The organism is Shewanella sp. 10N.286.51.B2 (assembly GCF_041469265.1).
Taxonomy (GTDB): Bacteria; Pseudomonadota; Gammaproteobacteria; order Enterobacterales; family Shewanellaceae; genus Shewanella.
The window spans coordinates 55,380-75,769 of record NZ_JBFRKH010000017.1; the positions used below are offsets into that span (position 1 = coordinate 55,380).

Below are 20,390 nucleotides of genomic sequence, written 5' to 3' on the forward strand. Positions count from 1 at the left end.
GCCGCAGTAAGGACATGACGACATGTGCCATAAATAACCAGTCGACATAGACAGTGATGAGCTCAGCAGTAAGACAAATTAACAACAGGAAGATGAATGCGTATTTGGGGTAAGGTTTTCGGTTTTATTATCGGCTACATGTTTGGTAAAGGTTTCGGCGCCCTATTAGGGCTTTGGCTTGGGCATATGTACGATAAACGCAGTGGTTTTGCCGAGATGCTGCGTAAGGGGCATCAGCGTCAAGCTGAGTTTTTTAATACAACCTTTACAGTTATGGGCCATGTTGCCAAAGCTTCTGGCCATGTGACGGATGTGGATATTCGTATTGCCACTATGCTGATGGATCAAATGAAGTTAACTGGCGATGCAAGACGTGATGCGCAAACAGCATTTAGAAATGGACGCGATGCCAATTTCGACTTAGTCAAAACCCTGCGCGAATTTCGAGTGATGACCCAAGGTCGCCGTGAAATATTACAAATGTTTCTTGAAATTCAAATTCAAACCGCACTGTCTGATGGCGAATTACATAGCAAAGAAAAGCAGATTTTATCAACCATAGCCAAAGAGTTAGGGTTAGGCCAAGCTCATTTGGATGCGCTACTTAATCGTTGGCAGGCAGAGTTTCACCATCATCAAACGGCTAATGGCAGCCACATGCAGCTTGAAGACGCTTATTCACTATTGGGTAAGCAGGAGTCTTCCAGCGACCAAGAAATCAAACGTGCTTATCGAAAACTCATGAATGAGCATCATCCAGATAAACTGGTCGCTAAAGGTTTGCCAGAAGAAATGATGGAGCTGGCAAAAAGTAAAGCTCAAGACATTCAATCTGCTTATGAAACAGTTAAAACATCTCGAGGAATGAAATAAGCGCAGGGGTGGTAAACACAATAATCATCATTAAGAAGTGATGTTAAAGGGAGTTTTCTATGCAATATAAAGCGACTGTGAGTCTAGTAAGTTTGGCGTTGTTAGCAACCTCTGTTCAAGCTGAGGTGTTTGTTGCTCCTTTTGGCGGTTATAGTTTTGGCAGTACAGAATTTGACATTGGCGATCTGAATAGTCAGCAAACAGATAAGCTAAAAATAACCGAATCTGAGCATTATGGCTTTATGGCAGGAGTCACGACCAAAGACCCAGGTAATATCTACTTTCTGTATAGCACGCAAAAAACTGATTTGAGAAGCAATGCTTTTAGTGCGGATGTCTTTACTGATCTTGATGTTGATTATTTCCATGTCGGTGGAAGTTTATTTTTCCCCAATGGCCGCGTTAAACCTTACGTTACCGTCACTGCCGGTGTCACGCACATGCGACCGAGCAATGACTTTTCAACTGAAACCCGTTTTTCAATGGGATTTGGCGGCGGCGTAGCCTATGACATTACCTCTCAAGTGGCCTTATTTGCCGATGTAAGAGGCTACGCTACATTCGTTAACTCAAACAATAGCTTTTTCTGCGGCCCCAATGAATGTGTGTGGAATATTTCTGCCGATATCATGTGGCAAGGGCAGGGCAATATTGGTTTAGAGGTTAAATTTTAATTAGGTGACCGAACATGAAAATTGTTGTACTTGATGGCCATACATTAAATCCGGGTGATTTAGATTGGTCATCGTTAGCTGCGCTGGGTGAGCTTAGCGTTTATGAACACACTATGGCGGCAGATATTATCTCCCGTAGCAAAGATGCCGATATAATTTTAACCAATAAAGCGGTAATCAATGCTGAGGTGATAAGCCAATGTCCACAGCTTAAATACATAGGTGTGACGGCAACAGGTACCAATGTGGTTGATATCGCAGCGGCTAGCGCGCAGCAGATAGTTGTAACCAATGTGCCTGCTTATGGCCCTGATGCTGTGGCGCAAATGGTATTTGCTTTAATACTGCAACATACCCAGCAGGTGGATTTACATGATAAAGCAGTAAAAAAAGGTCAGTGGAGTCAATCAAGAGACTTTTGTTTTACGCTTTCATCTTTAGTATCACTTAAAGGCAAAACTATGGGGGTTGTTGGCTATGGTGATATTGGTCAACAAGTGGCAAGGTTAGCGCTGGCATTTAATATGAATGTGTTAATTAACACATCGACACCCAAAACGGATTTACCTGCAGGTGTTCAATGGCAGACGCTCAATAAGTTATTAAGCCAGTCAGATATCGTGTCGTTGCATTGTCCGCTTAATCAAGCCACTGATAAAATGATCAATGCTCAAAGTCTTGAGTTGTTTAAGCCTAACGCGCTACTGGTTAATACCGCTCGAGGCGGTTTAGTGGATGAAGTAGCATTGGCAGATGCGTTAAATGACAACCGCCTTAGCGCTGCACTTGATGTGCTTTCAAGCGAGCCGCCAATGGCTGATAACCCGTTATTAGCGGCTAAAAATACCATTATTACCCCTCACATCGCTTGGGCAACAACAGAGGCAAGGCAAAATCTGTTAAATATTGCCGTGGATAATGTGGCGCAATTTTTAAAAAACAGCCCATGTAATCAGGTTACTTAGCCAGAAAAACAAATAAGGATATTTGTGCAATATGAGTTTATGGAAAGCGCTTTACGATGTATTTGAAAAAGAGCATGCGCGGGTTGAGAAGCATAAAGGCCAGCAACGCGCGCTGTTATTTGAAATTGAAGCCAATATCAATTTTATCGCTGTAGGGCTAAAACAGGGTCTTAGTGCTGATCAAATCGTGGCAGGAATTGATGTCGATGTGTTTAAGCAATCAATGATACAAGGTTATGACTTTAATCGTTTAACTGCTAATAGCTTATTGGCCAAGGCCATTATTGATTACCCTGAGTTTGATAAATATATCGGTAAAAGCTCTGATGAGCTGGTTGCCAATGTTTACGGTAAAATATTTGTTTTGCAAAAGTTGATGATAGCGGGGCGTTTCGAGCAAGGTGGTAAACTTAAATCCTTATTAAGGATGTTAATTTTAGTGTTATTTCATTTGCAAGGTAGAGCACTGCCTAAAAGAAAAAGCAGCTAACTGCTTCATAAGCCCTTCAAGGTGATGTTAATACCACATCGAATTTATCCAATAAAAAGCCTAACCTTAGTACTTTATGTGCTTGAGGTTAGGCGTTTATGTCTACAGCGAGCAATCATTAACCTAGGTCACAAAGCGTAATTATGACGTGGTAATAGGCGAGTTATTATAGTGTAAAGCTAAAATATAACCTTAACTTTTGCCGCCGATGCTATGGCTTTCGTTATGGCATTATCAATATTGTTATCACGGGCTAAGGCAACACCCAGACGGCGTCTACCATCAATATCAGGTTTACCAAACAGCTTAATTTGGGTATCCGTTTGCACTAATGCTTCAGCAACGCCTTGATAGCGAATATTTTCAGACTTTCCTTCAGCCAGAATAACCGCAGAGGCACTTGCGCCATGTTGCTTAATTTCGGTAATAGGCAGGCCTAAAATAGCCCGAACATGCAAAGCAAACTCAGATAAATCTTGGCTGATAAGCGTGACTAAACCAGTATCATGGGGTCTTGGTGATACTTCTGAAAAGTAAACATCATCACCTTTGATAAACAGCTCAACACCGAATAAACCATAGCCGCCTAACGCGGTTACTACTTGCTCACCAATTTGCTGCGCTTTGGTAAGTGCAGCTGCTGACATTGCTTGAGGCTGCCAAGACTCACGGTAATCACCGTCTTCTTGTCTGTGGCCAATGGCATCACAATAATGAATGCCATTGACAGCACTAATGGTCAGCAAGGTGATTTCATAATCAAAATCAATAAAGCCTTCCACAATCACTCGCCCACCACCCGCGCGGCCACCTTCTTGAGCGTATTGCCAAGCTTGTTCAATTTGCGCATTGGTTTTTATCACGCTTTGACCTTTACCTGATGAACTCATTACAGGTTTAACCACACAGGGCTGACCAATTTGCTCAATTGCGGCAGTAAACTCAGCGAATGTATCGCAAAAGAAATAAGGCGATGTTGGAATCCCTAAGGTTTCAGCGGCTAGGCGGCGAATGCCTTCTCTATCCATGGTTAACTGAGTCGCTTTAGCTGTTGGAATGATATTGATGCCGCCTTTTTCTAACTCAACTAGGGTTTGAGTAGCGATAGCTTCAATTTCTGGGATCACTAGATGCGGTTGTTCTAATTCAATAACGTCTCGTAATGCTTTTTCGTCCAACATGTTTACCACATGAAAACGATGTGCAATTTGCATGGCTGGAGCATTAGGGTAGCGATCTACGCCAATAACTTCGATGCCAAAGCGTTGTAATTCGATAGCGACTTCTTTACCAAGCTCACCACAACCTAGCAGCATGGCTTTAACTGCACCGTCAGTTTCAGCGGTACCAAAGGTGAAAGGGACATTGTTATTCATTATTTAACCTTGTAGGGGGAAAAAATAGCCGAGGCAGTTTACCTTTTATTCGTATTTGATTGATTAGCTAAACCGATAAGTGTGTAAAAGATCACGTGAAAACTCTTATTTTTATAGCGAATAAAGCACTTTAATTGGTTATTTTAGCTATTGCCTTGTGTTATCTTGAGGTTGCCAGTTTGTTGATTTTGGTTGTTATTTCTTTTGCTTTGATTGTGATAGGAGTGTCATATGTTTTTGGATTATTTTGCTCTAGGACTGCTGTTTTTTGTAGCATTAGTTATTTTTTACGGTGTTATCGCGATTCATGATATCCCCTATGAAATTGCTAAAAAGCGTAATCACCCACAGCAGGATGCTTTGCATATCGCTGGTTGGGTCAGTTTATTTACCCTACACGCTATTTGGCCATTCTTATGGATTTGGGCAACCTTATACCGCGAAGATAGAGGCTGGGGCTTTAGTGATGGTAAGAAGCGAGAGCTTATGTTGGAAGGTGAAGTGAAAGAATTGTTAGATAAGGTTAATGACCTAAATGAGCGTTTAATCTCTATTGAGTCGCCATCGGAACAAGCAAGTGTCACCGATGCTGTTAAACCTCAACCGCAGCCAGAACAAGGAGCGTAGCGATGGATCTGTTACTGATATTAACCTATACCGCTTTATGTGTGGCGATATTCAAAATTTTTAAAATCCCACTCAACAAATGGACTGTGCCAACGGCGGTGTTAGGCGGAATAGTATTAATTGGTACTTTATTAGTACTGATGAACTATAACCATCCTTATACTAAGTTTGCCCGTGAATATTTCGTTTCAATCCCAATCAATCCTGCAGTAAAAGGCTTAGTGGTTGAAGTCAATGTTAAGCCCAATGTTCCTGTCAAAAAAGGTGAAGTGCTATTTAGAATCGACCCAACCCCTTTCATTGCTGTCGTTAAACAAAAAGAAGCGGCACTGGAAGATGCACTGCAAGCCGTGCCACAATTAAAAGCCTCATGGGATAGTGCGATTGCCCGCGCAGCGCAAGCAGAGGCTAATCGTGACAGAACCAAATCTGCCTTTGAGCGTTATGATGAAGGTCGCCGTAAAGGTGGTAGAAACTCGCCATTTTCTGAAATTGAGTTAGATAATAAACGCCAATCATATTTAGCAGCAGAAGCTGCTTTTAAATCGGCGTTAGCGGAAGAAATCCGTTTTAGACTGGCATTTGAGTCAAACATCGACGGGGTAAATACTGATGTAGCTGTGGTTAAAGCCGAACTTGATGCCGCTATCTTTAATTTAGAACAAACCGAAGTGAAAGCACCAGTTGATGGCATAGTCACTCAAATGGCGTTGCGTCCGGGGGTGATGGCTGTGCCTATTCCGCTGCGACCCACTATGACATTTATACCTGATGAAGACCGCTACTTTGCTGGTGCATTTTGGCAAAATTCATTACTGCGCTTAAAAGAAGGTGATGAAGCGGAAATTATCCTTGATGCTATGCCTGGCCAAGTACATAAAGGTAAAGTCGTTAAGGTATTACCTGCAATGTCAGAAGGTGAGCTGCAATTTGGCGGTGCGCTGCGCTCTTCAAATGAGTTATTTAAGCGTGGCCGGGTGTTAGTATTAATCGAGTTAGCTGACGATGAACTACGCACCAGCTTGCCTGCAGGTGTAGCTGGGCAAGCGGCAATTTATACCGAGCATTTCACTCATGTTTCGATTATTCGTAAAGTGTTATTGCGGATGCAAGGTTGGCTCAATTATCTGTTTGCTGAAGGGCATTAGTGATAATGTGATTATTCTTTTATAAAAAAGTCCGCGACTGCGGACTTTTTATTTTAGCAACTTATAAAGAATAAGATTAATTGTTATTTTACAGCAGCCTGAGGCGGGAACTGAGCCAGAATGGTATTAATGGTTTTGGTCGTTTCAGTGACTTTTTCATTACCACCAGATTCAAAGTCATATTCATCAGTGCCGCGCCAGATGAGTCGGTTATCTTTTAAATCTATAATATCAATTTGAATCACTTGGATTTTAGCGCTGTCACTGCCGATGGGGATTCCCATGCTAGTACCAATCCCAATACCACCATTACTGCCACTAGTACCAGTACCTAGACCAATAGAAAGCCCTGAGCTTTTTGGTTTGTCCTTGGTTAAAAAGGCGTAGCTGACGCCAAAGTCACCAGTTATGTCATTACCAGTGGCTTCACCACTCACGGCTAAGTCATTTTCTACTTGCTCGATAAAGTTTTTGGCTAATAAATTGGCACGTATACTGGCTCTGATCCGCTCGGCGCTAAGTTGATCCCCTTGATTTGACACTTCAATAAAATGAAATCGTTTTAACTGACTAAAGTCATATTTGGTATCAAAGTCTGACTTTCCTGTGGTGCTTTGGCAGGCGCTTAATCCTAGTAGAAGTAACATTGTAAATAACGCACGAAATAGCATAAGTGGCTCCGGTTAATCAATGAATCTGTTTGTTATAGGATGTTTTCTTGAGCGAATTAATAATCAGCTTAAATCAAAAGCCTGCAGTAAACCAATCTTACACAGAATTCGTCGGTCAAATAACCAGCGCTGAACATGGCTTTTTGGTTAATTAATGCTAAGTTAGAAGCATAAAACTTCAATTTTGTCGGAGAGAAACGTCAGTTAAATATGGAACAGTTAAGTTTTTTTTCCCTCCCAAGCCCTTGCATAGGTGTGTGTCAAACTGATGCGCGCGGATATTGTAATGGCTGTTTGAGAAATCGAGATGAGCGTTTTAACTGGCTGCATTTTTCTGATGCACAAAAGCATAATATTATTCGCTTATGCCAGCAGCGAAAGCGCCGCCGACAATATGCCAAATTTAAAGCCCATCAAATAGCGATAAAACAGCAGCAAGCTCAGGCTAATCCACAATTTGACTTTGATGAACAAACTGATGATGACAACATTGATTTGGCTGATTTTAGCTTAGATTAGTGATTGCAACCTTGTGGTTTTAGGTAGGCTTTAGCTGTAATTAATATTATTGAGTTTGATGTGGTGGGTCTATTACAGCCTGCGCCGCTAACGGCCAATCTCCATTATTTCTATCGTCAGCTTCAGCGTTAAGCTAACCATTGAGATTAATGTGCGCTTTCTGCAGCTAGTTCGCGTTTACTTTTTGGCCACATTAAAGTGAAACAAGTGTTGTCATCATCACTGGTTAATGTGACATCGCCTTTGTGGCGCAACATGATGCGTTTGATAATGGCTAAGCCTAAACCATGGCCTTTATTGCCTTGGTGCTGTGACTTACTGCGATAAAAAGGCTCAAATAATCTTTCATGATCTTCTTCAGGGATCGCGGGACCATCATTAGATACTGTTAGGAGCAGGTGTTGGTCATCTTCAGACAAAGACACAACAATTTCATTATGGGTGTAGCGTTGGGAGTTAGTAACAAGATTTTGAATCGCACGCTCAATCAGCAGTGGTTCTGCCATCACATATAACTCACTATACATATGCTTAAATTTAATCGGTTTATCGCTTAATGGGGTTAAACGCGTGATCAGCTCTTCTGTAATGGACACTAAGCCGCAGCGCTCTAATGTGGGCTCTTGTTGCACTTCTAAGCTGGCATAGGTCAATAGCTCTTGCAGTAAGGTTTCCATTTCTTTGATATCAATTTGCATGTCATCAAGAAATTGCTGGCGTCGTTGCTCATCACTATTGGGCAAACAATATTGTGGTAGTAAGGCTAAAGCAAACTTTAACCGTGCTAGCGGGGTTCTGATTTCGTGTGATACGGCATTAGAGAGGTGTTTTTGGTTTTCAATTAAATCACTGATATGCCGCGCCATGTCATTAAAGGTGTTGGCTAACGGTGCGACTTGAGAGCCGGGATTGAGCTCAATACGGGTATCCCATTTGGCTTCACCAAAGTTTTGCGTGGCTTTTTTAAGGGTTTTGAGATCTTTGGATAATGGCCATACCCAAATTAAGGCGACAAAGGCCAGCATCAAATAAAAGAATATCGTAAAAATATTACGCAGCAACCCGCGGGGATCGATATCTACTGGGCCTGCCATTAACACTTGATCACCCACGGCAATAAATTGCAATTCGTGGCTGCTATCTGTGGTGGTGGTGACTATTTCATTGGCCAAGAATTCGACATTGCCACTTAAAGCAATTTCATCTTTTTCAAATAAAGCTAACGGGTAGGGGTGTTGCTTTTGAATGATTTTAAGCTGCGCTAAGCGCTGCTCTTTAGGTTGCAAAGACAATAATAATGCAAAGGCGATTAATGGCGAGTCAATGTTCTCGTATTCATCGACTTGCTGTTGCCAGAGGCTATCTAATGTCCAGCCTATACCTAAAAAGCTTAAGCTAAGTAATAGGTATAGGCTGATGAAGAGTCTTTTCAAAGTCTTCTATGACCTAATTAGTTATTCCACGCTTCAGGCGCGAATAAATAACCTTGTCCCCAAACAGTTTTTATTCTGAATGGTGTTTCGATACTATCTCCAAGCTTTTTACGTAAGCGAGATATGCGCACATCAATTTTTCTGTCTTTACCATCAAAATCGATATTGAGTAAGTATTGGTAGATGTATTGTCTACTTAATACTTGCCCCGCTTGTGACGCCAGTAACCACAATAATTCAAACTCATGGCTAGTTAAATCAACCTCGGTATTGCCTAAGCGAATCGCTTGGGTATGCGGGTCGATGCTTAACTTACCAAAGCTTAAACAATGAGATTCTGGTTTTGGCGGTTGTGCCTGACGGCGTAATAGGTTGTTTATACGTGCCACTAACAAGCTTGGGTCGACAGGTTTGACAACATAATCATCAGCGCCTAATTCTAGGCCTTTGATTTGGTCTTCTGGAGAGCCAAGCGCACTCATTAACAATATAGGGCCTGAGAAGTAGTCAGGTAATTTTTCACACAGGCTTAATCCATCAAGTCCAGGCAGCATAATATCAAGTAGGATGATATCAGGCTTGTAACTAATCAATCGTGTTAAAACGGTATCGCCACGTCGTTCAACTTCAACGTGCATATCGTGTGATTTTAGGTAGTCCACAATTAAGTTGGCAAGACGAATATCATCTTCTACCAACAGAACTCTATGAGTTGATGGGGGGGTTGCCATTAAAATAAACTCCAAGGATTTCGGTAACGTCTGCGAACTTTAGGTTCGGACATTGTGGTGACTTTTAGGATTACGTCCGCCAATTCATTATTATTATTTTTACTTACCAAGACAAAGTGAATGTCTTTATTGGTTTTTACTGAAAATTGCAATGAATGATCATCAGTAGAATCACTACACCAGCGACTCATTGCTTGATAGTTAGATTCAATACAAATGAGTTGGTCAGTTTTCAGTTGCCAATTTAGCTCAATATCCATCTCGCAATGTTTGTTTTGAGCGTCTTTGAGGCATAAATGAGGCGTAGCCGAAAGCTGTGCTTGCGTTTCAAGCGTATCAGCTTTGACGCAGAAAGCACTAAATATCAGTATTAATATACCGAAAAAGTGATAGAGGTTATATTCTTGTTTACTGAACAAGATTAGAACCTATATGCAGCTCCAATGAAGTAGGAGCGAGAGTAATTTTCATTAATAATTGGACTGTCAATAATTTCATCAGCTAACCGGGTGTAACGTGCCGCTAAAAGTAAATCCCAGCGTTGTGAAAGACTATAACGTGTCGTTAGCTCAATCGCTTTATTCCAGCCAGAACCTGGCTGATATTGCGTGTTCCAGTATAGATTTTCAGTTGATCTAATACCATAGTAATAAGCAATAACTTGCGAACTTTTCCAATCAGCTTCTAATGATAAATCAAAGCGGAATTTATCAAGAGCTAAAGAGTACGACCAACTGGCACTGGCTTCTTGTCCATTATGAACATTAAGTAAATCATGGGCTGCGGTGAGTCTTAATATACCTAATTTGCCGTACCAAAAAAATTCCACACCACCATATACAGTGAAGTGTCTGGTTTCAAGCTCATTTAAAACCTCAGGTTGTGATATACCTCTAGATTCTGTGAGATCCGCTGCAGGGAGTTCAACCGTCTCATCAAAGCTACTGGCTTGGGGTAAAAAAATGTTTGATGGGTCCCAGCGATAAAAGAAAGCACGTTCATCGCTATAACTGCTCGCGAGATTAAGGGTAAAACTTTCTTGCTCTACCAGGGTGTAGCCAAAATTGAAGTTGTCAAAAAACCAGCTTTCACCATAATAGGCGACGGAGGGTATGACATAGATAGGTATATCTTTATAGGTACTTACTGGGTTGGTTTTATTGCCCCAGCCCAAAGCTAGACTGACATCCCATTGACCAACCACAATGCAGTCGCCATCAATTTGACAGGTGTCTTCAGCTTGCGCTGGCTTGATACCAGCAATAACAATGGTAAGTATGAGCAATAATCGATACATCTAAGGCTGCTACCTAATCAATAAAACTTCAATAAACATAATGTTAACATTGTTCATTATTTAGCTACACTGATTTTACCTTAATGATACAAACTGATACTGGTGTGATTAATTTACATTAAGCCGTTTTTAACCAAAGGCGTCACGGCGTTAATTTAATTCTTGCTCAACTGGTTCAGTATTTGATTGTTCAATCTCTAGCGGTGCTTGCCTTTGATAGCCCATTTCAATTAACTGAGCATTGATGCAGTCGGTAATAAATTGCTGTTTTTCGATGGCTTCAATTTGTTCTTCAGCGGCCATATTTTCACAGGCCGCCGTTAATGATTTTACGGTATCCTCAGGGGCTGGTATTCCATTGGCATTGGTATCTGTGCTGAAAAAACTGCAGATAACAAGGCTTACGACAATACTTAAACTTAATGATGGTTTAGTCATAATTGTTCCTCTAAGTGTTAACACGTTATGTAAACAGATGCTTAGTTCATTTTTTTGCGAATAAAATCACTGCAAGTGTCATCTAAGCAGCGCTTAGAAACATAATGCTTGGTTAATTGGGTTGTGAGTAAAAAACCTTGGCTTGTTTCTGCAATGCGATAAACATCATCCCAAGCTAAATGATGATCAATATAAGTCGACTTTGAATGAATACCGTTATCGTCAATGGTTAAATTTACTGGGTTATTCGCTGACTTACTTATTAGTTGCCTCATTAACCACCAAGCGCGATTAAACCTAACTTGCAGTGCTTCAACTGCCCCTAAACCAATAAAGAAGTAAGCAACATAGGGGCTTAACTCGGTGATGGTCATTAAAAATCCAGCGACTAAAAATGCCACAGATTTTAAGTAACGCTTTGGACTGGTATTAATGACAACTGACTCATCGAAGGTTTCTTCAAAATGAGATCGATCTAAAATATATTCAACACTATAGCTATAAGCTGTTGTTTTTGTTTCGCTGGTAGACATGTATCGCTCATTGACAACATTAATTGAGATAATTATAAGGTTGAAGTGATCGATTTCACTAATTTTTCCTGTAAATCGGTTTGTTCTTCTTCTGAAAGCTGTGCACCGTATTGGTTGGAAAGGGTAAACACGTTATCAGCTCGCTCACCGACTGTGCTGATGGCTGCAGAATGAATTGTAAGCTCTAGTGCTCTGAATGCACTGGCTATTTGCCCCATAAACTCATGGGTTTCTAGCGCTAAAATATGCACTAAGGTGCGGTTAGCTTTTTTAGAGTGAATAAATTCAATGGTGGGTTTGTTATCAAAACTTTGGGTGTGTCTTAAAGGGCGCTTTTTCGGCGGCATTACATTATTGTCTATCACTTGACGTAGCTTGCTGGTGACTTGTTTGCGGCGCTGAGCACTGAAAATCGGTTTACCGTCAAAGTCGAGTACTTTAAAAGCTTCAACCACGTAACCGTCTTTAGTTTGTGAAATCTGTGCTTGCTTCACTGATATCTTCAAGGTTGATAGGGTATTAAACAGAGAAATAAACAAGCCTGCTCTGTCTTTGGTATACACAAAAACATCACTACAGCCTTTGACATTACTATCATCAACAATAATTAACGATTCAGAATCTGCTTGAGCTTGTTGCTGATGCGAAAGTATTCCTAGGGTGTATTTTGCTATTTCACTGGATTCTGCATTACCGAAAAAGGATAACGGCAGGTTTTTCCATAGTTTTTGAATAGCAGCAGATTGAGCCTGTATTTGGTGTTCATCTGTTAATTGTGAATCGGCATTGATGATATTAAGGGCTTCTTGTTTGTGCTCCCTAACCACGCTGCGCAGTTGCAATACATTTTCAAGACCATTCCTGAGGGCTTTACGGGTGGCAAAGTAGAGGTCGGTTAATAAACTGGCTTTCCAATCATTCCATAGATCATCATTGGTGGCTTGAATATCGGCCACCGTTAAACAATATAAAGCATCAAGTTTAGTGAGGCTGCCCACGGATTTTGCAAAAGCAGTAATGACATCAGGATCTTGAATATCCATACGCTGGGAGGTGATGGACATTAATAGATGTTGTTCCACTAACCAGCTAATTAATTGCTGCTGTGAGTTTTTTAAACCATGGAATTTGGCAAATAATTTGGCATCTACTGCGCCGAGTTCACTGTGATCACCACCACGTCCTTTAGCAAGATCATGAAATAGTGCGGCAAATAAAATGGTTTCTTTGGCTTGGAACCGAGCATAGATATCAGCGGCCAATTTGTGATCGTGACTAATGTCATCATGGGTTAGTGCATATAAGTTTTTTAGCAGTTTATGAGTGTGTTCATCCACAGTATAAGCATGAAATAAATCAAACTGCATCTGGCCAACCACTTCACGCCATTGGGGTAAATATGAGGTAAGGATGCCATGTTGATGCATTAAGGTAATTGCCAGCCCCATGCCTTGTGGGTGCTTGAATAGTTTGACAAACAGTTCACGGCAGACATGAAAGTCTTGTAAATCACCCATTAAACGACGACGTACTTGCCTGATCAATCTTAAGGTCTCAGGGGTAATGCCTTTTACTTGTTGATGGTATTCGGCAATATAATAAAACATCCACATGATCTGCGGTCTATCAATAAACACATCTTGATTTTTTGCATTTATTTGGCCATTTAAGATCTCAAAATTGTCATTGATATCGATACAATTATTGTGTTTCAGTGGCGATATCTCGCGTTGGAAATAAGCCATCAACATCAGGTTTAATTCACGAATACGCTTCATTGCTCTAAACAATTGGCGCATCATTTTTTCAATGGTGATATTACCGCTGTCACCAAATCCCAGTAGGCGAGCGACTTCAGCTTGATGTTGCAATAAAAGTCTATTTTCAGAGCGGTTTGACGCTTGATGCAATGAGAATCGCACTCGCCAAATAAAGTTTTGGCACTCCATTAGTTCTGCGTATTCATCAGCAGTTAAAAAATTAAGACGACGAAGATCTTTAAGATCGTCAATGGAGAAATGTTTGCGAGCTATCCAAGTAATCGTTTGAATATCACGCATGCCGCCAGGGCTATTTTTTAAATTGGGCTCAATATTAAAGGCGGTGCCTTGGGCTTTATGATGCCTGACTTGTTGCTCATTAAACTTGGCTTCAAAAAAGGCTGCGCTACTCCAAATACTTTCGCCATAGAGTTTGCTGATAACTTGGTGTTGATGGTTTTCATGGCCACAAATATTGCGAATTTCAAGTAAAGTGGTGGCGATGGTGACATCTTCTTTACAGGCGACAAAAGTATCATCTAGGCGCCTTACTGCATGGCCTAAATCTAAACCCAAGTCCCATAATTGAGTCAGAAAATCACTGAGTTTATTGGCATCATCGGTGGATAAGTTGTGGTCATGAATAATACAAATATCGATATCAGAAAAAGGGTGTAGAGTTTGCCTGCCGTAGCCACCGACAGCATTGAGAGAGATTTCTTTTGTATCAAAAGTAAACTTTTGCCAAATATGACTGAGAAGTTTATCAAAAAATTGAGCGCGAAATGTCAGGATCTCGGTAATTGGGCTACAACTAATCTGTTGCTCTAGCCAAATATCAAAATCAGTAATGGCTTGTTTTAGCTCTACAATACTCATATTTGGCTGTAAAATCGGATAGACTGGCTGCAAAAACATATCACTCCCTTTTAGATTCGCTCTCAAATAGGGTATGCGATTTAGTTTGCCAACTCAAACTATCCACTAAATTGATTAGTAATAAGTTAATTCTTTTAACTAGTTAAATAAGAATCAATTACTCAAAATTGGATTCATAAATGCAAAGTAAACGAAGTCGTTTAGATCAGTTTTTAGCTAAAAAATTACAGCTACCTAAAAAGGCGGTAAGGCTAATTTTACTGGCTGGGCGGGTCAATGTTGATGGTGAGACTTGTAAAGAGATGGACCGTCAAATTAATGAGTTTACCGCTATTATGCTTGATGGTGACTTTATTCAGAACCAGCAAAAACAATACTATATGTTACACAAGCCTGTGGGTGTGGTGAGCGCGACAAAAGATGATATTCATCCCACGGCCTTGTCGCTATTAACTGGCGTCAATATTGAAATGATGCATATTGCTGGCAGGCTTGATTTAAATTCTACTGGCTTACTGTTAATTACCAATGACAGCCAATGGTCGCAAGCTTTGATGTCGCCTGAAACCAAAGTAAACAAACAGTATTTGGTGACGTTAGAAAATCCCATTGATGACTCATATATCAGCGCTTTTAATCAAGGGATGTATTTTGGTTTTGAAGATATCACCACTTTACCGGCGCAACTTGAAATCATCTCAGAGTATCAAGCACGGGTGACGTTACAAGAGGGTAAGTACCATCAAATTAAGCGTATGTTTGGCCGCTTCAGGAATCCGGTGATTGGTTTACATCGTGAGTCGGTGGGCAATATTAACTTGGATAAGCAATTGTTAGTCGGGGAGTTTCGCTCGCTCACTCAAACTGAAATCAATCTTAAGTAAATCTTATAAAACCTTAAAAAAACTTAAATTAATTCTATAAGGTTGGGCTTGATCAAGTTTTACTTGTTACAATCATGTTAGATTAAGCCTAATATTAACAAGGTTATTACTAGGTAATTGCATGGATTTCAAAGCGCTTAAGAAAATCAGCGAATTAGACGTGTTCTGTTTGTTGGTCTTTAAAACTATTTATGAAACAGGCTTTGCTAACCTTGCAGCGAAAGAATTAAACGTTTCAGCTCCTAAAATAAGCCGTTGTTTAACGGCGTTACGGTTAACCTTTGATGATGAGTTATTTTATCGACGTCAACAAGGGTTAAGACCTACCGCGCTAGCAGAGCACCTTTATCAGCCCATATGTAGTTTTTGCGAGTCAGCCTCAAATATTGAACGCATCGTACATGAAGGTAACTGTACTAATTCATCAACCGTGCTCAATATTGCGGTAACTCCCATCATTATGACTTCACTTTCAATGGCGCTTGGCAGCGACGACATAATGGATAAGTTAGGTAAAGTCAGAATGCATATATGGAATGAGCATTCTGAAGAGTTGATCCACCAAGGTGACATTGATTTAGGGATTAACCTTGGCCCAGCCAGCGCCAGCGATTTATTATCTGAAAGCCTCGGTCATAGTGATTCCACTTCGATTGTGGCTAGAACGAATCATCCTATTTGGGGCTATGATGCTATAAGTTTAGATGACATAGCTAACTATCCCTTTTTGCTGCTCGATACCAAGGGGTTTAATGATAAATTAGATTTCTTCCAAATTTACTGCCGTCAATCAGGGATTGAGCCGCTTAATATCAGTCGAGTTAGTTCCATTGAAGAGTGGTTTTGTCACTTGTTGACCATGCGAAGTTTCAGCTTTATAGCCACATCAGAAGCTGCAGTGTTAAATCACTTTAATGCACTACGTGTTGAAAGCTTACCGGAAACCGAAAGAGAAAAATTGCTTGGCCATGGCGCCGCGCCGCAATACCACCTTATTGAAAGAACCTCCTCATACCGCCGCTATTGTGATGACAGCAGAAAGATTATTATTAATTCAGTGCTTAAGTTAATCGCTGCCTAAATCGCTTATGTGCTATTTAGCCATTTCCCTGTGCTGGGGGATCTGCCGCTGAATATCATTTTAATGGGCTAGAGAAGCGCTATGGCTGTCGAGTCATTCACCTTGAACTGTGCATTTTTTATGCTTGTTTCCACCATTCTTTTAGCGCAAATCTGTTTCGTTAATAACAATCATTATCAGTATAAAACTCAATAACCTATACAAATTTCATATATCGAAATTGCCAACTTCGATTTGTAAAATTGCAAGATCTAAATCTTTAAATTTCAGTCACATATATGAAACTCTTTTGATACATCTAAAGGGGTATCTTTTATATTAAAGTTACTGCTAAAGCAGATTTAAATACCTATATAGGGGATCCGATAATGAGAACATATAAAAGGTCGATTCTAGCAGCAGCGTTAATCGCTGCTATTGGACTAGCGGGTTGTAGTGATGGAGATGATGGTAAAGATGGTGCCCCAGGAGAACCCGGCGCGCCAGGTACACCAGGTACACCAGGAGCACCAGCGGGAAGTGTTGTTGATACAGTAGCATCTGCTGCTGATTTTGTGTTGAGCTTAGCCCCTGCAGATATCGTGGTAGTAGGAGGTGATGATTTTGCTATCAAATTTACGGTAACAGGCAAAACAGCTAAAGGCGAAGATGTGCCCTTTAGTGGCTTAGACAAAGTAGCGCTTTATGTGATGAATCAAGCGGCCAATACCACTGATACTGGCGCGCCACTATTGTGGGAAAGCCATACCCTAACCAATGAATTTGGTTCAAGTATGTATTGTACGCCAACAGGTATGGCAGAAGCCCGCGGCGGCGCAGAAGTTGAAGCTTGTACCTTAGTTGAAGATGAAGCAAACCCAGGCACTTACACAGGTACTTGGGAACATGAAGGCAATGCACCGGTTGTACTTGCAGATGGTGATGCCAATAACTTACATCGCGTTATGGTGCGTAGCTATGATGTTGTAGACAGCACAGGTGAAGGCATTGCAGATAAATTGCTTTCTACTCCGGTTGACTTTATTCCTGCAACGGGTGAGCTAGCGGTATCTGAAAAAGATTCAGTGTCTAACGCCTCTTGTATTAAGTGTCATACTCAAATGGATGGGTATGAAGCTACCGATATCCGCATAGCTAACATTGGTGCCCACCATAATTATCAAAAAGTTGAAAATTGTGTAGCCTGTCATAACCCAGCTTATGCTGGCGGTGAAGACGATCCAGAAAAAGGCTTTAACGCTAATTGGAATGCAATGATTCACACATTACACGCTGGTCATCATATTGACGATCTAGAAGGTGAAGCTGCAGAGATGTTTGGCGAAATTGGCTTCCCATCAGAAATAAATCAATGTACCGCATGTCATGATAACGGTATGCAATGGAATGATAATGTTTACGCAGAAGCATGTGTGTCATGTCATACCGATGTAGATTTAGCCACTGGTGAAAACCACCTAGGTATCGTACCTGAAAGTGATGCAGCCTGTTCTGGTTGTCATGGCGCAGGTAGCTTAAGCCCAATGCAAGCACATAATGTTGCAGCGAGAGCGATTGCCACTGATTCAATTGAAATTGCTTTAAATAGTGTGAGTTACACTGAAAGCGCAACAGTTGACATGGATGAAATGGTGATTACATTTGATGTCACTATTGATGGTGTTGCCGTTGAAGATGGTTTCGAGTTCACTAACTTTACTAAATACGATGAAATGAAAACCGGTTGGGTAGACACTGATGGTACTTACTACGGCAGTGCTTCGGTTAATCTAAATGGTGTCGTTGCATCCGCTGGCCAGTTAATGGTGACTCAATTAGGTGAGTTTAATCTAGACGGAAAGAGTATTTCTGTAACACCTAGATTCTCAGTATGTGCCGATTCAGAAGGTATGCTCATTGAGTGTTTAGATTCAAGCGGCGAAGCGCAATATGATGTTGGTTATGTTGCAGTCACTATGGCGCCAGCTTACTGGAATCTAGCCAATGCTGATGGTAGCGGCGCAACGATATCTCGCTTTAGTGACCCAGCACGGGTAACCGCTGATGAAGCTAAATGTAATACTTGTCATACTTCATTAGGTATTGCTAAGCATTACGGTAACGAACGTTTCGACCAATGTGTAGGTTGTCATAACGACACTTGGGGTGGTTCTTATCATGCGACTGTTGAATATAAAACAGATGCAGTTGATGAAAATGGCGACCCAGTATTTGAAACAATTGAAGGCTTAACCTATAGCAACCGTGACTTATTCACTGTAGCTCACCGTTTCCATTCAGGTCTTTGGGATGATAACCGTGGTTTCCCTGCAATACACTTAAATTCAGATATGGAAACAGAAGGTTACCCAGCAGTTGCTACTGAATGTTCAGCTTGTCATAAAGATGATGTGAGTTTATTCGCCGCAGATGGTGGCCTTACTTCAGGTAAACGTGCAATCGCAGTAGATGCTGGTGCAACAATGTTCATTAGCCCTACCGCTGAAGCATGTCGTACTTGTCACGCACACTCAAGTGCCTCTGCAATGGCTCACTTCAAGAGTAATGGTGCGATAGTTGAGGGCGAGCCATCTTCAACAGCTAATCTACCCGTTGAATCTTGCTCAACTTGTCATGCTGAAGGTAAAACTTATGGTGTTGATGTGATGCATGCTGGAGGCGCACACTAGTTAGCAATAAGAGATGTTTCATCAGCTATGAGATCCCCTGCTTCTCATAGCAAATAAACCACTGGGAGCCTTCGGGCTCCCTTTTTTATCTGTATTTTTTGAATTGGACCTTTTTATTGTTCTCAATGGCGTTTTTATTCATTTTTGTGAGTCAATGCATTTTTTGAACCTGCAAGCCAGCTTTAGTTTGCTATCAAGCTTGGGCTAAGGCATGTTTTTTGTGAGTAACAGCAGTTATCGACCATATTTGAGATCTAGAGAGTCGTTAAGGGGTTAGCACTGCGCTTTAAGTCGTTTTATAAATTAACAAACTGAAAAATAACACTAATTAATGTCATTATTTAGTGCGTCTATCCCTCATAGGGCTTGAGTGCCAGTTTGATCGCCCCCAGCGGTTACTCTATTATGCGCGTCGCTAAGATTAACCAAAGTTAATCTAGTGTGGCGACACTATCGTCACTACTCTTTTTAATTGATCACTTCCTGTAGGGGAACTCAATGTCGACACCGCAAACACATTCATATGCAAACCCAGCGCCACTTGGTTTAATGGGCTTCGGTATGACCACCATTTTGCTTAATATTCATAATGCGGGTTTTTTCCCAATTGATTCAATGATCCTTGCTATGGGTATTTTTTACGGCGGCATTGGCCAAGTGATTGTCGGCATCATGTGCTTTAAACGTGGCGATACCTTTGGCACTACAGCATTTACTTCTTATGGGCTATTTTGGTTAACCTTAGTGGGTCTACTTGTCATGCCTAAAATGGGTTTTGCGGCAAGTCCTGCAAGCTTTATGGGTTGGTACCTAGCGCTTTGGGGCATGTTTACTGGCTTTATGTTTATTGGCTCTATGCGTTATCCATTAGCCAAGCAAATTGTCTTTGGCTTGCTAACTATTTTATTCTTCCTATTAGCTGCGCGAGATTTTACCGGCAGCGAGCTAATTGGCACCATTGCTGGCTTTGAAGGTATTTTATGTGGCTTAAGCGCCATTTACTTTGCCATGGCGCAAGTGTTGAATGCTGAATATGGCCGGGTGATTTTGCCTGTTGGAAAAGTCAGATTTGCAGCAAGTAAAGCTGAAACCACTGCAGCACCAGCGTCGTTAAAAGCAGCGTAATACTAAATTAGCGCCATAAAAAAGCTGACAATGCTATGAATAGCCTTGTCAGCTTTTTTGTTTAAATTTACTTTAGCTCTGTTGCAGTTTAAACAACCACTTACCGTAAAGATAAACCCCTACTGCCGAAATCGTCCCACAGCGGCGATGATGTACCAAGCTTTGCCGATACTGTGGCTGTTATACGCCATATATATGCCATAGTTTTTTAGCATCG

The 20,390-nt window shown here is 41.1% G+C and carries 20 protein-coding genes; 11 read left to right on the forward strand and 9 right to left on the reverse strand.

What is annotated here, in order from left to right:
• Positions 1-96: 96 nt before the first annotated feature.
• From djlA to AB4140_RS05465, 4 genes are read left to right on the forward strand one after another with little or no spacing between them, the layout of a single operon-like run.
• Complete coding sequence (djlA, locus tag AB4140_RS05450; RefSeq protein ID WP_076541194.1) at positions 97-873, forward strand: co-chaperone DjlA; 777 nt, start codon at positions 97-99, stop codon at positions 871-873.
• A gap of 59 nt (positions 874-932) precedes the next feature.
• Positions 933-1,547: an outer membrane beta-barrel protein gene (locus AB4140_RS05455; protein WP_102475563.1), complete on the forward strand. Its 615-nt coding sequence runs from the start codon at positions 933-935 to the stop codon at positions 1,545-1,547.
• Between the two features lie 14 nt (positions 1,548-1,561).
• Positions 1,562-2,512 carry a D-2-hydroxyacid dehydrogenase gene (locus AB4140_RS05460; protein WP_102438842.1) on the forward strand — a complete coding sequence of 317 codons (951 nt, stop codon included), beginning with the start codon at positions 1,562-1,564 and terminating at the stop codon, positions 2,510-2,512.
• A gap of 31 nt (positions 2,513-2,543) precedes the next feature.
• The gene (locus tag AB4140_RS05465; RefSeq protein WP_102438840.1) at positions 2,544-3,002 is read left to right on the forward strand and encodes a hypothetical protein; all 459 of its coding nucleotides are present in this window, start codon (positions 2,544-2,546) and stop codon (positions 3,000-3,002) included.
• A gap of 179 nt (positions 3,003-3,181) precedes the next feature.
• Here AB4140_RS05465 and purT read toward each other — a convergent pair whose 3' ends face one another.
• Entirely contained in the window at positions 3,182-4,378 is a 1,197-nt protein-coding gene (gene purT / locus AB4140_RS05470; RefSeq protein WP_102438838.1) for a formate-dependent phosphoribosylglycinamide formyltransferase, read from the reverse strand.
• Positions 4,379-4,609: 231 nt separating this feature from the next.
• Here purT and AB4140_RS05475 point away from each other — a divergent pair, with 231 nt between their 5' ends.
• Complete coding sequence (locus AB4140_RS05475; protein ID WP_241900959.1) at positions 4,610-5,005, forward strand: DUF3302 domain-containing protein; 396 nt, start codon at positions 4,610-4,612, stop codon at positions 5,003-5,005.
• A 2-nt stretch (positions 5,006-5,007) separates the two neighbouring features.
• On the forward strand, positions 5,008-6,153 hold the full coding sequence (locus AB4140_RS05480) for an HlyD family secretion protein (protein WP_102475562.1): 1,146 nt from the start codon (positions 5,008-5,010) through the stop codon (positions 6,151-6,153).
• A gap of 83 nt (positions 6,154-6,236) precedes the next feature.
• Here the strand turns inward: AB4140_RS05480 and AB4140_RS05485 are convergent, their stop codons facing one another.
• Complete coding sequence (locus AB4140_RS05485; RefSeq protein WP_102438834.1) at positions 6,237-6,824, reverse strand: DUF4136 domain-containing protein; 588 nt, start codon at positions 6,822-6,824, stop codon at positions 6,237-6,239.
• Between the two features lie 210 nt (positions 6,825-7,034).
• On the opposite strand from AB4140_RS05485, the gene AB4140_RS05490 reads away from it, so the two are divergent.
• On the forward strand, positions 7,035-7,343 hold the full coding sequence (locus tag AB4140_RS05490; protein ID WP_372000077.1) for a DUF1289 domain-containing protein: 309 nt from the start codon (positions 7,035-7,037) through the stop codon (positions 7,341-7,343).
• A 146-nt stretch (positions 7,344-7,489) separates the two neighbouring features.
• Here the strand turns inward: AB4140_RS05490 and AB4140_RS05495 are convergent, their stop codons facing one another.
• The 7 genes from AB4140_RS05495 to glnD all read right to left on the reverse strand — a co-directional run bounded on the left by AB4140_RS05495 (position 7,490) and on the right by glnD (position 14,453).
• On the reverse strand, positions 7,490-8,776 hold the full coding sequence (locus AB4140_RS05495; RefSeq protein ID WP_102475561.1) for an ATP-binding protein: 1,287 nt from the start codon (positions 8,774-8,776) through the stop codon (positions 7,490-7,492).
• Positions 8,777-8,793: 17 nt separating this feature from the next.
• Entirely contained in the window at positions 8,794-9,507 is a 714-nt protein-coding gene (locus tag AB4140_RS05500; protein WP_076541172.1) for a winged helix-turn-helix domain-containing protein, read from the reverse strand.
• Positions 9,507-9,926, reverse strand: a complete 420-nt coding sequence (locus AB4140_RS05505; protein WP_076541170.1) for a DUF3019 domain-containing protein — start codon at positions 9,924-9,926, stop codon at positions 9,507-9,509. Before AB4140_RS05505 ends, AB4140_RS05500 begins: the two co-directional genes overlap by 1 nt.
• A gap of 2 nt (positions 9,927-9,928) precedes the next feature.
• Positions 9,929-10,804, reverse strand: coding sequence for a MipA/OmpV family protein (locus AB4140_RS05510; RefSeq protein WP_102475560.1), 876 nt, complete (start codon positions 10,802-10,804; stop codon positions 9,929-9,931).
• 150 nt (positions 10,805-10,954) lie between these two features.
• Positions 10,955-11,242, reverse strand: a complete 288-nt coding sequence (locus AB4140_RS05515; RefSeq protein ID WP_102475559.1) for a hypothetical protein — start codon at positions 11,240-11,242, stop codon at positions 10,955-10,957.
• 41 nt (positions 11,243-11,283) lie between these two features.
• Positions 11,284-11,775, reverse strand: a complete 492-nt coding sequence (locus AB4140_RS05520; RefSeq protein ID WP_102519350.1) for a YcxB family protein — start codon at positions 11,773-11,775, stop codon at positions 11,284-11,286.
• A gap of 32 nt (positions 11,776-11,807) precedes the next feature.
• Complete coding sequence (gene glnD / locus AB4140_RS05525; RefSeq protein WP_102438819.1) at positions 11,808-14,453, reverse strand: [protein-PII] uridylyltransferase; 2,646 nt, start codon at positions 14,451-14,453, stop codon at positions 11,808-11,810.
• A gap of 140 nt (positions 14,454-14,593) precedes the next feature.
• Between glnD and AB4140_RS05530 the strand changes: the two genes are divergently transcribed.
• The 4 genes from AB4140_RS05530 (at position 14,594) to AB4140_RS05545 (ending at position 20,173) form a co-directional block, all read left to right on the forward strand.
• Positions 14,594-15,298, forward strand: coding sequence for a 16S rRNA pseudouridine(516) synthase (locus tag AB4140_RS05530; RefSeq protein WP_372000080.1), 705 nt, complete (start codon positions 14,594-14,596; stop codon positions 15,296-15,298).
• A gap of 121 nt (positions 15,299-15,419) precedes the next feature.
• The gene (locus AB4140_RS05535; RefSeq protein ID WP_102438815.1) at positions 15,420-16,379 is read left to right on the forward strand and encodes a LysR family transcriptional regulator; all 960 of its coding nucleotides are present in this window, start codon (positions 15,420-15,422) and stop codon (positions 16,377-16,379) included.
• Positions 16,380-16,747: 368 nt separating this feature from the next.
• A complete protein-coding gene (locus AB4140_RS05540; protein ID WP_372000081.1) occupies positions 16,748-19,048 on the forward strand; it encodes an OmcA/MtrC family decaheme c-type cytochrome in 2,301 nt (766 codons plus the stop codon).
• Positions 19,049-19,546: 498 nt separating this feature from the next.
• Positions 19,547-20,173: an acetate uptake transporter gene (locus AB4140_RS05545; protein WP_372000083.1), complete on the forward strand. Its 627-nt coding sequence runs from the start codon at positions 19,547-19,549 to the stop codon at positions 20,171-20,173.
• The last annotated feature ends 217 nt before the right edge of the window (positions 20,174-20,390 follow it).

Coding starts and splice junctions, on each gene's coding strand:
- purT (WP_102438838.1), bottom strand. CDS start 4,378: ATGAATAACAATGTCCCTTTCACCTTTGGTACCGCTGAAACTGACGGT.
- djlA (WP_076541194.1), top strand. CDS start 97: ATGCGTATTTGGGGTAAGGTTTTCGGTTTTATTATCGGCTACATGTTT.
- AB4140_RS05455 (WP_102475563.1), top strand. CDS start 933: ATGCAATATAAAGCGACTGTGAGTCTAGTAAGTTTGGCGTTGTTAGCA.
- AB4140_RS05540 (WP_372000081.1), top strand. CDS start 16,748: ATGAGAACATATAAAAGGTCGATTCTAGCAGCAGCGTTAATCGCTGCT.
- AB4140_RS05515 (WP_102475559.1), bottom strand. CDS start 11,242: ATGACTAAACCATCATTAAGTTTAAGTATTGTCGTAAGCCTTGTTATC.
- AB4140_RS05545 (WP_372000083.1), top strand. CDS start 19,547: ATGTCGACACCGCAAACACATTCATATGCAAACCCAGCGCCACTTGGT.
- AB4140_RS05460 (WP_102438842.1), top strand. CDS start 1,562: ATGAAAATTGTTGTACTTGATGGCCATACATTAAATCCGGGTGATTTA.
- AB4140_RS05530 (WP_372000080.1), top strand. CDS start 14,594: ATGCAAAGTAAACGAAGTCGTTTAGATCAGTTTTTAGCTAAAAAATTA.
- AB4140_RS05500 (WP_076541172.1), bottom strand. CDS start 9,507: ATGGCAACCCCCCCATCAACTCATAGAGTTCTGTTGGTAGAAGATGAT.
- AB4140_RS05480 (WP_102475562.1), top strand. CDS start 5,008: ATGGATCTGTTACTGATATTAACCTATACCGCTTTATGTGTGGCGATA.
- AB4140_RS05535 (WP_102438815.1), top strand. CDS start 15,420: ATGGATTTCAAAGCGCTTAAGAAAATCAGCGAATTAGACGTGTTCTGT.
- glnD (WP_102438819.1), bottom strand. CDS start 14,453: ATGTTTTTGCAGCCAGTCTATCCGATTTTACAGCCAAATATGAGTATT.
- AB4140_RS05490 (WP_372000077.1), top strand. CDS start 7,035: ATGGAACAGTTAAGTTTTTTTTCCCTCCCAAGCCCTTGCATAGGTGTG.
- AB4140_RS05485 (WP_102438834.1), bottom strand. CDS start 6,824: ATGCTATTTCGTGCGTTATTTACAATGTTACTTCTACTAGGATTAAGC.
- AB4140_RS05520 (WP_102519350.1), bottom strand. CDS start 11,775: ATGTCTACCAGCGAAACAAAAACAACAGCTTATAGCTATAGTGTTGAA.
- AB4140_RS05465 (WP_102438840.1), top strand. CDS start 2,544: ATGAGTTTATGGAAAGCGCTTTACGATGTATTTGAAAAAGAGCATGCG.
- AB4140_RS05510 (WP_102475560.1), bottom strand. CDS start 10,804: ATGTATCGATTATTGCTCATACTTACCATTGTTATTGCTGGTATCAAG.
- AB4140_RS05475 (WP_241900959.1), top strand. CDS start 4,610: ATGTTTTTGGATTATTTTGCTCTAGGACTGCTGTTTTTTGTAGCATTA.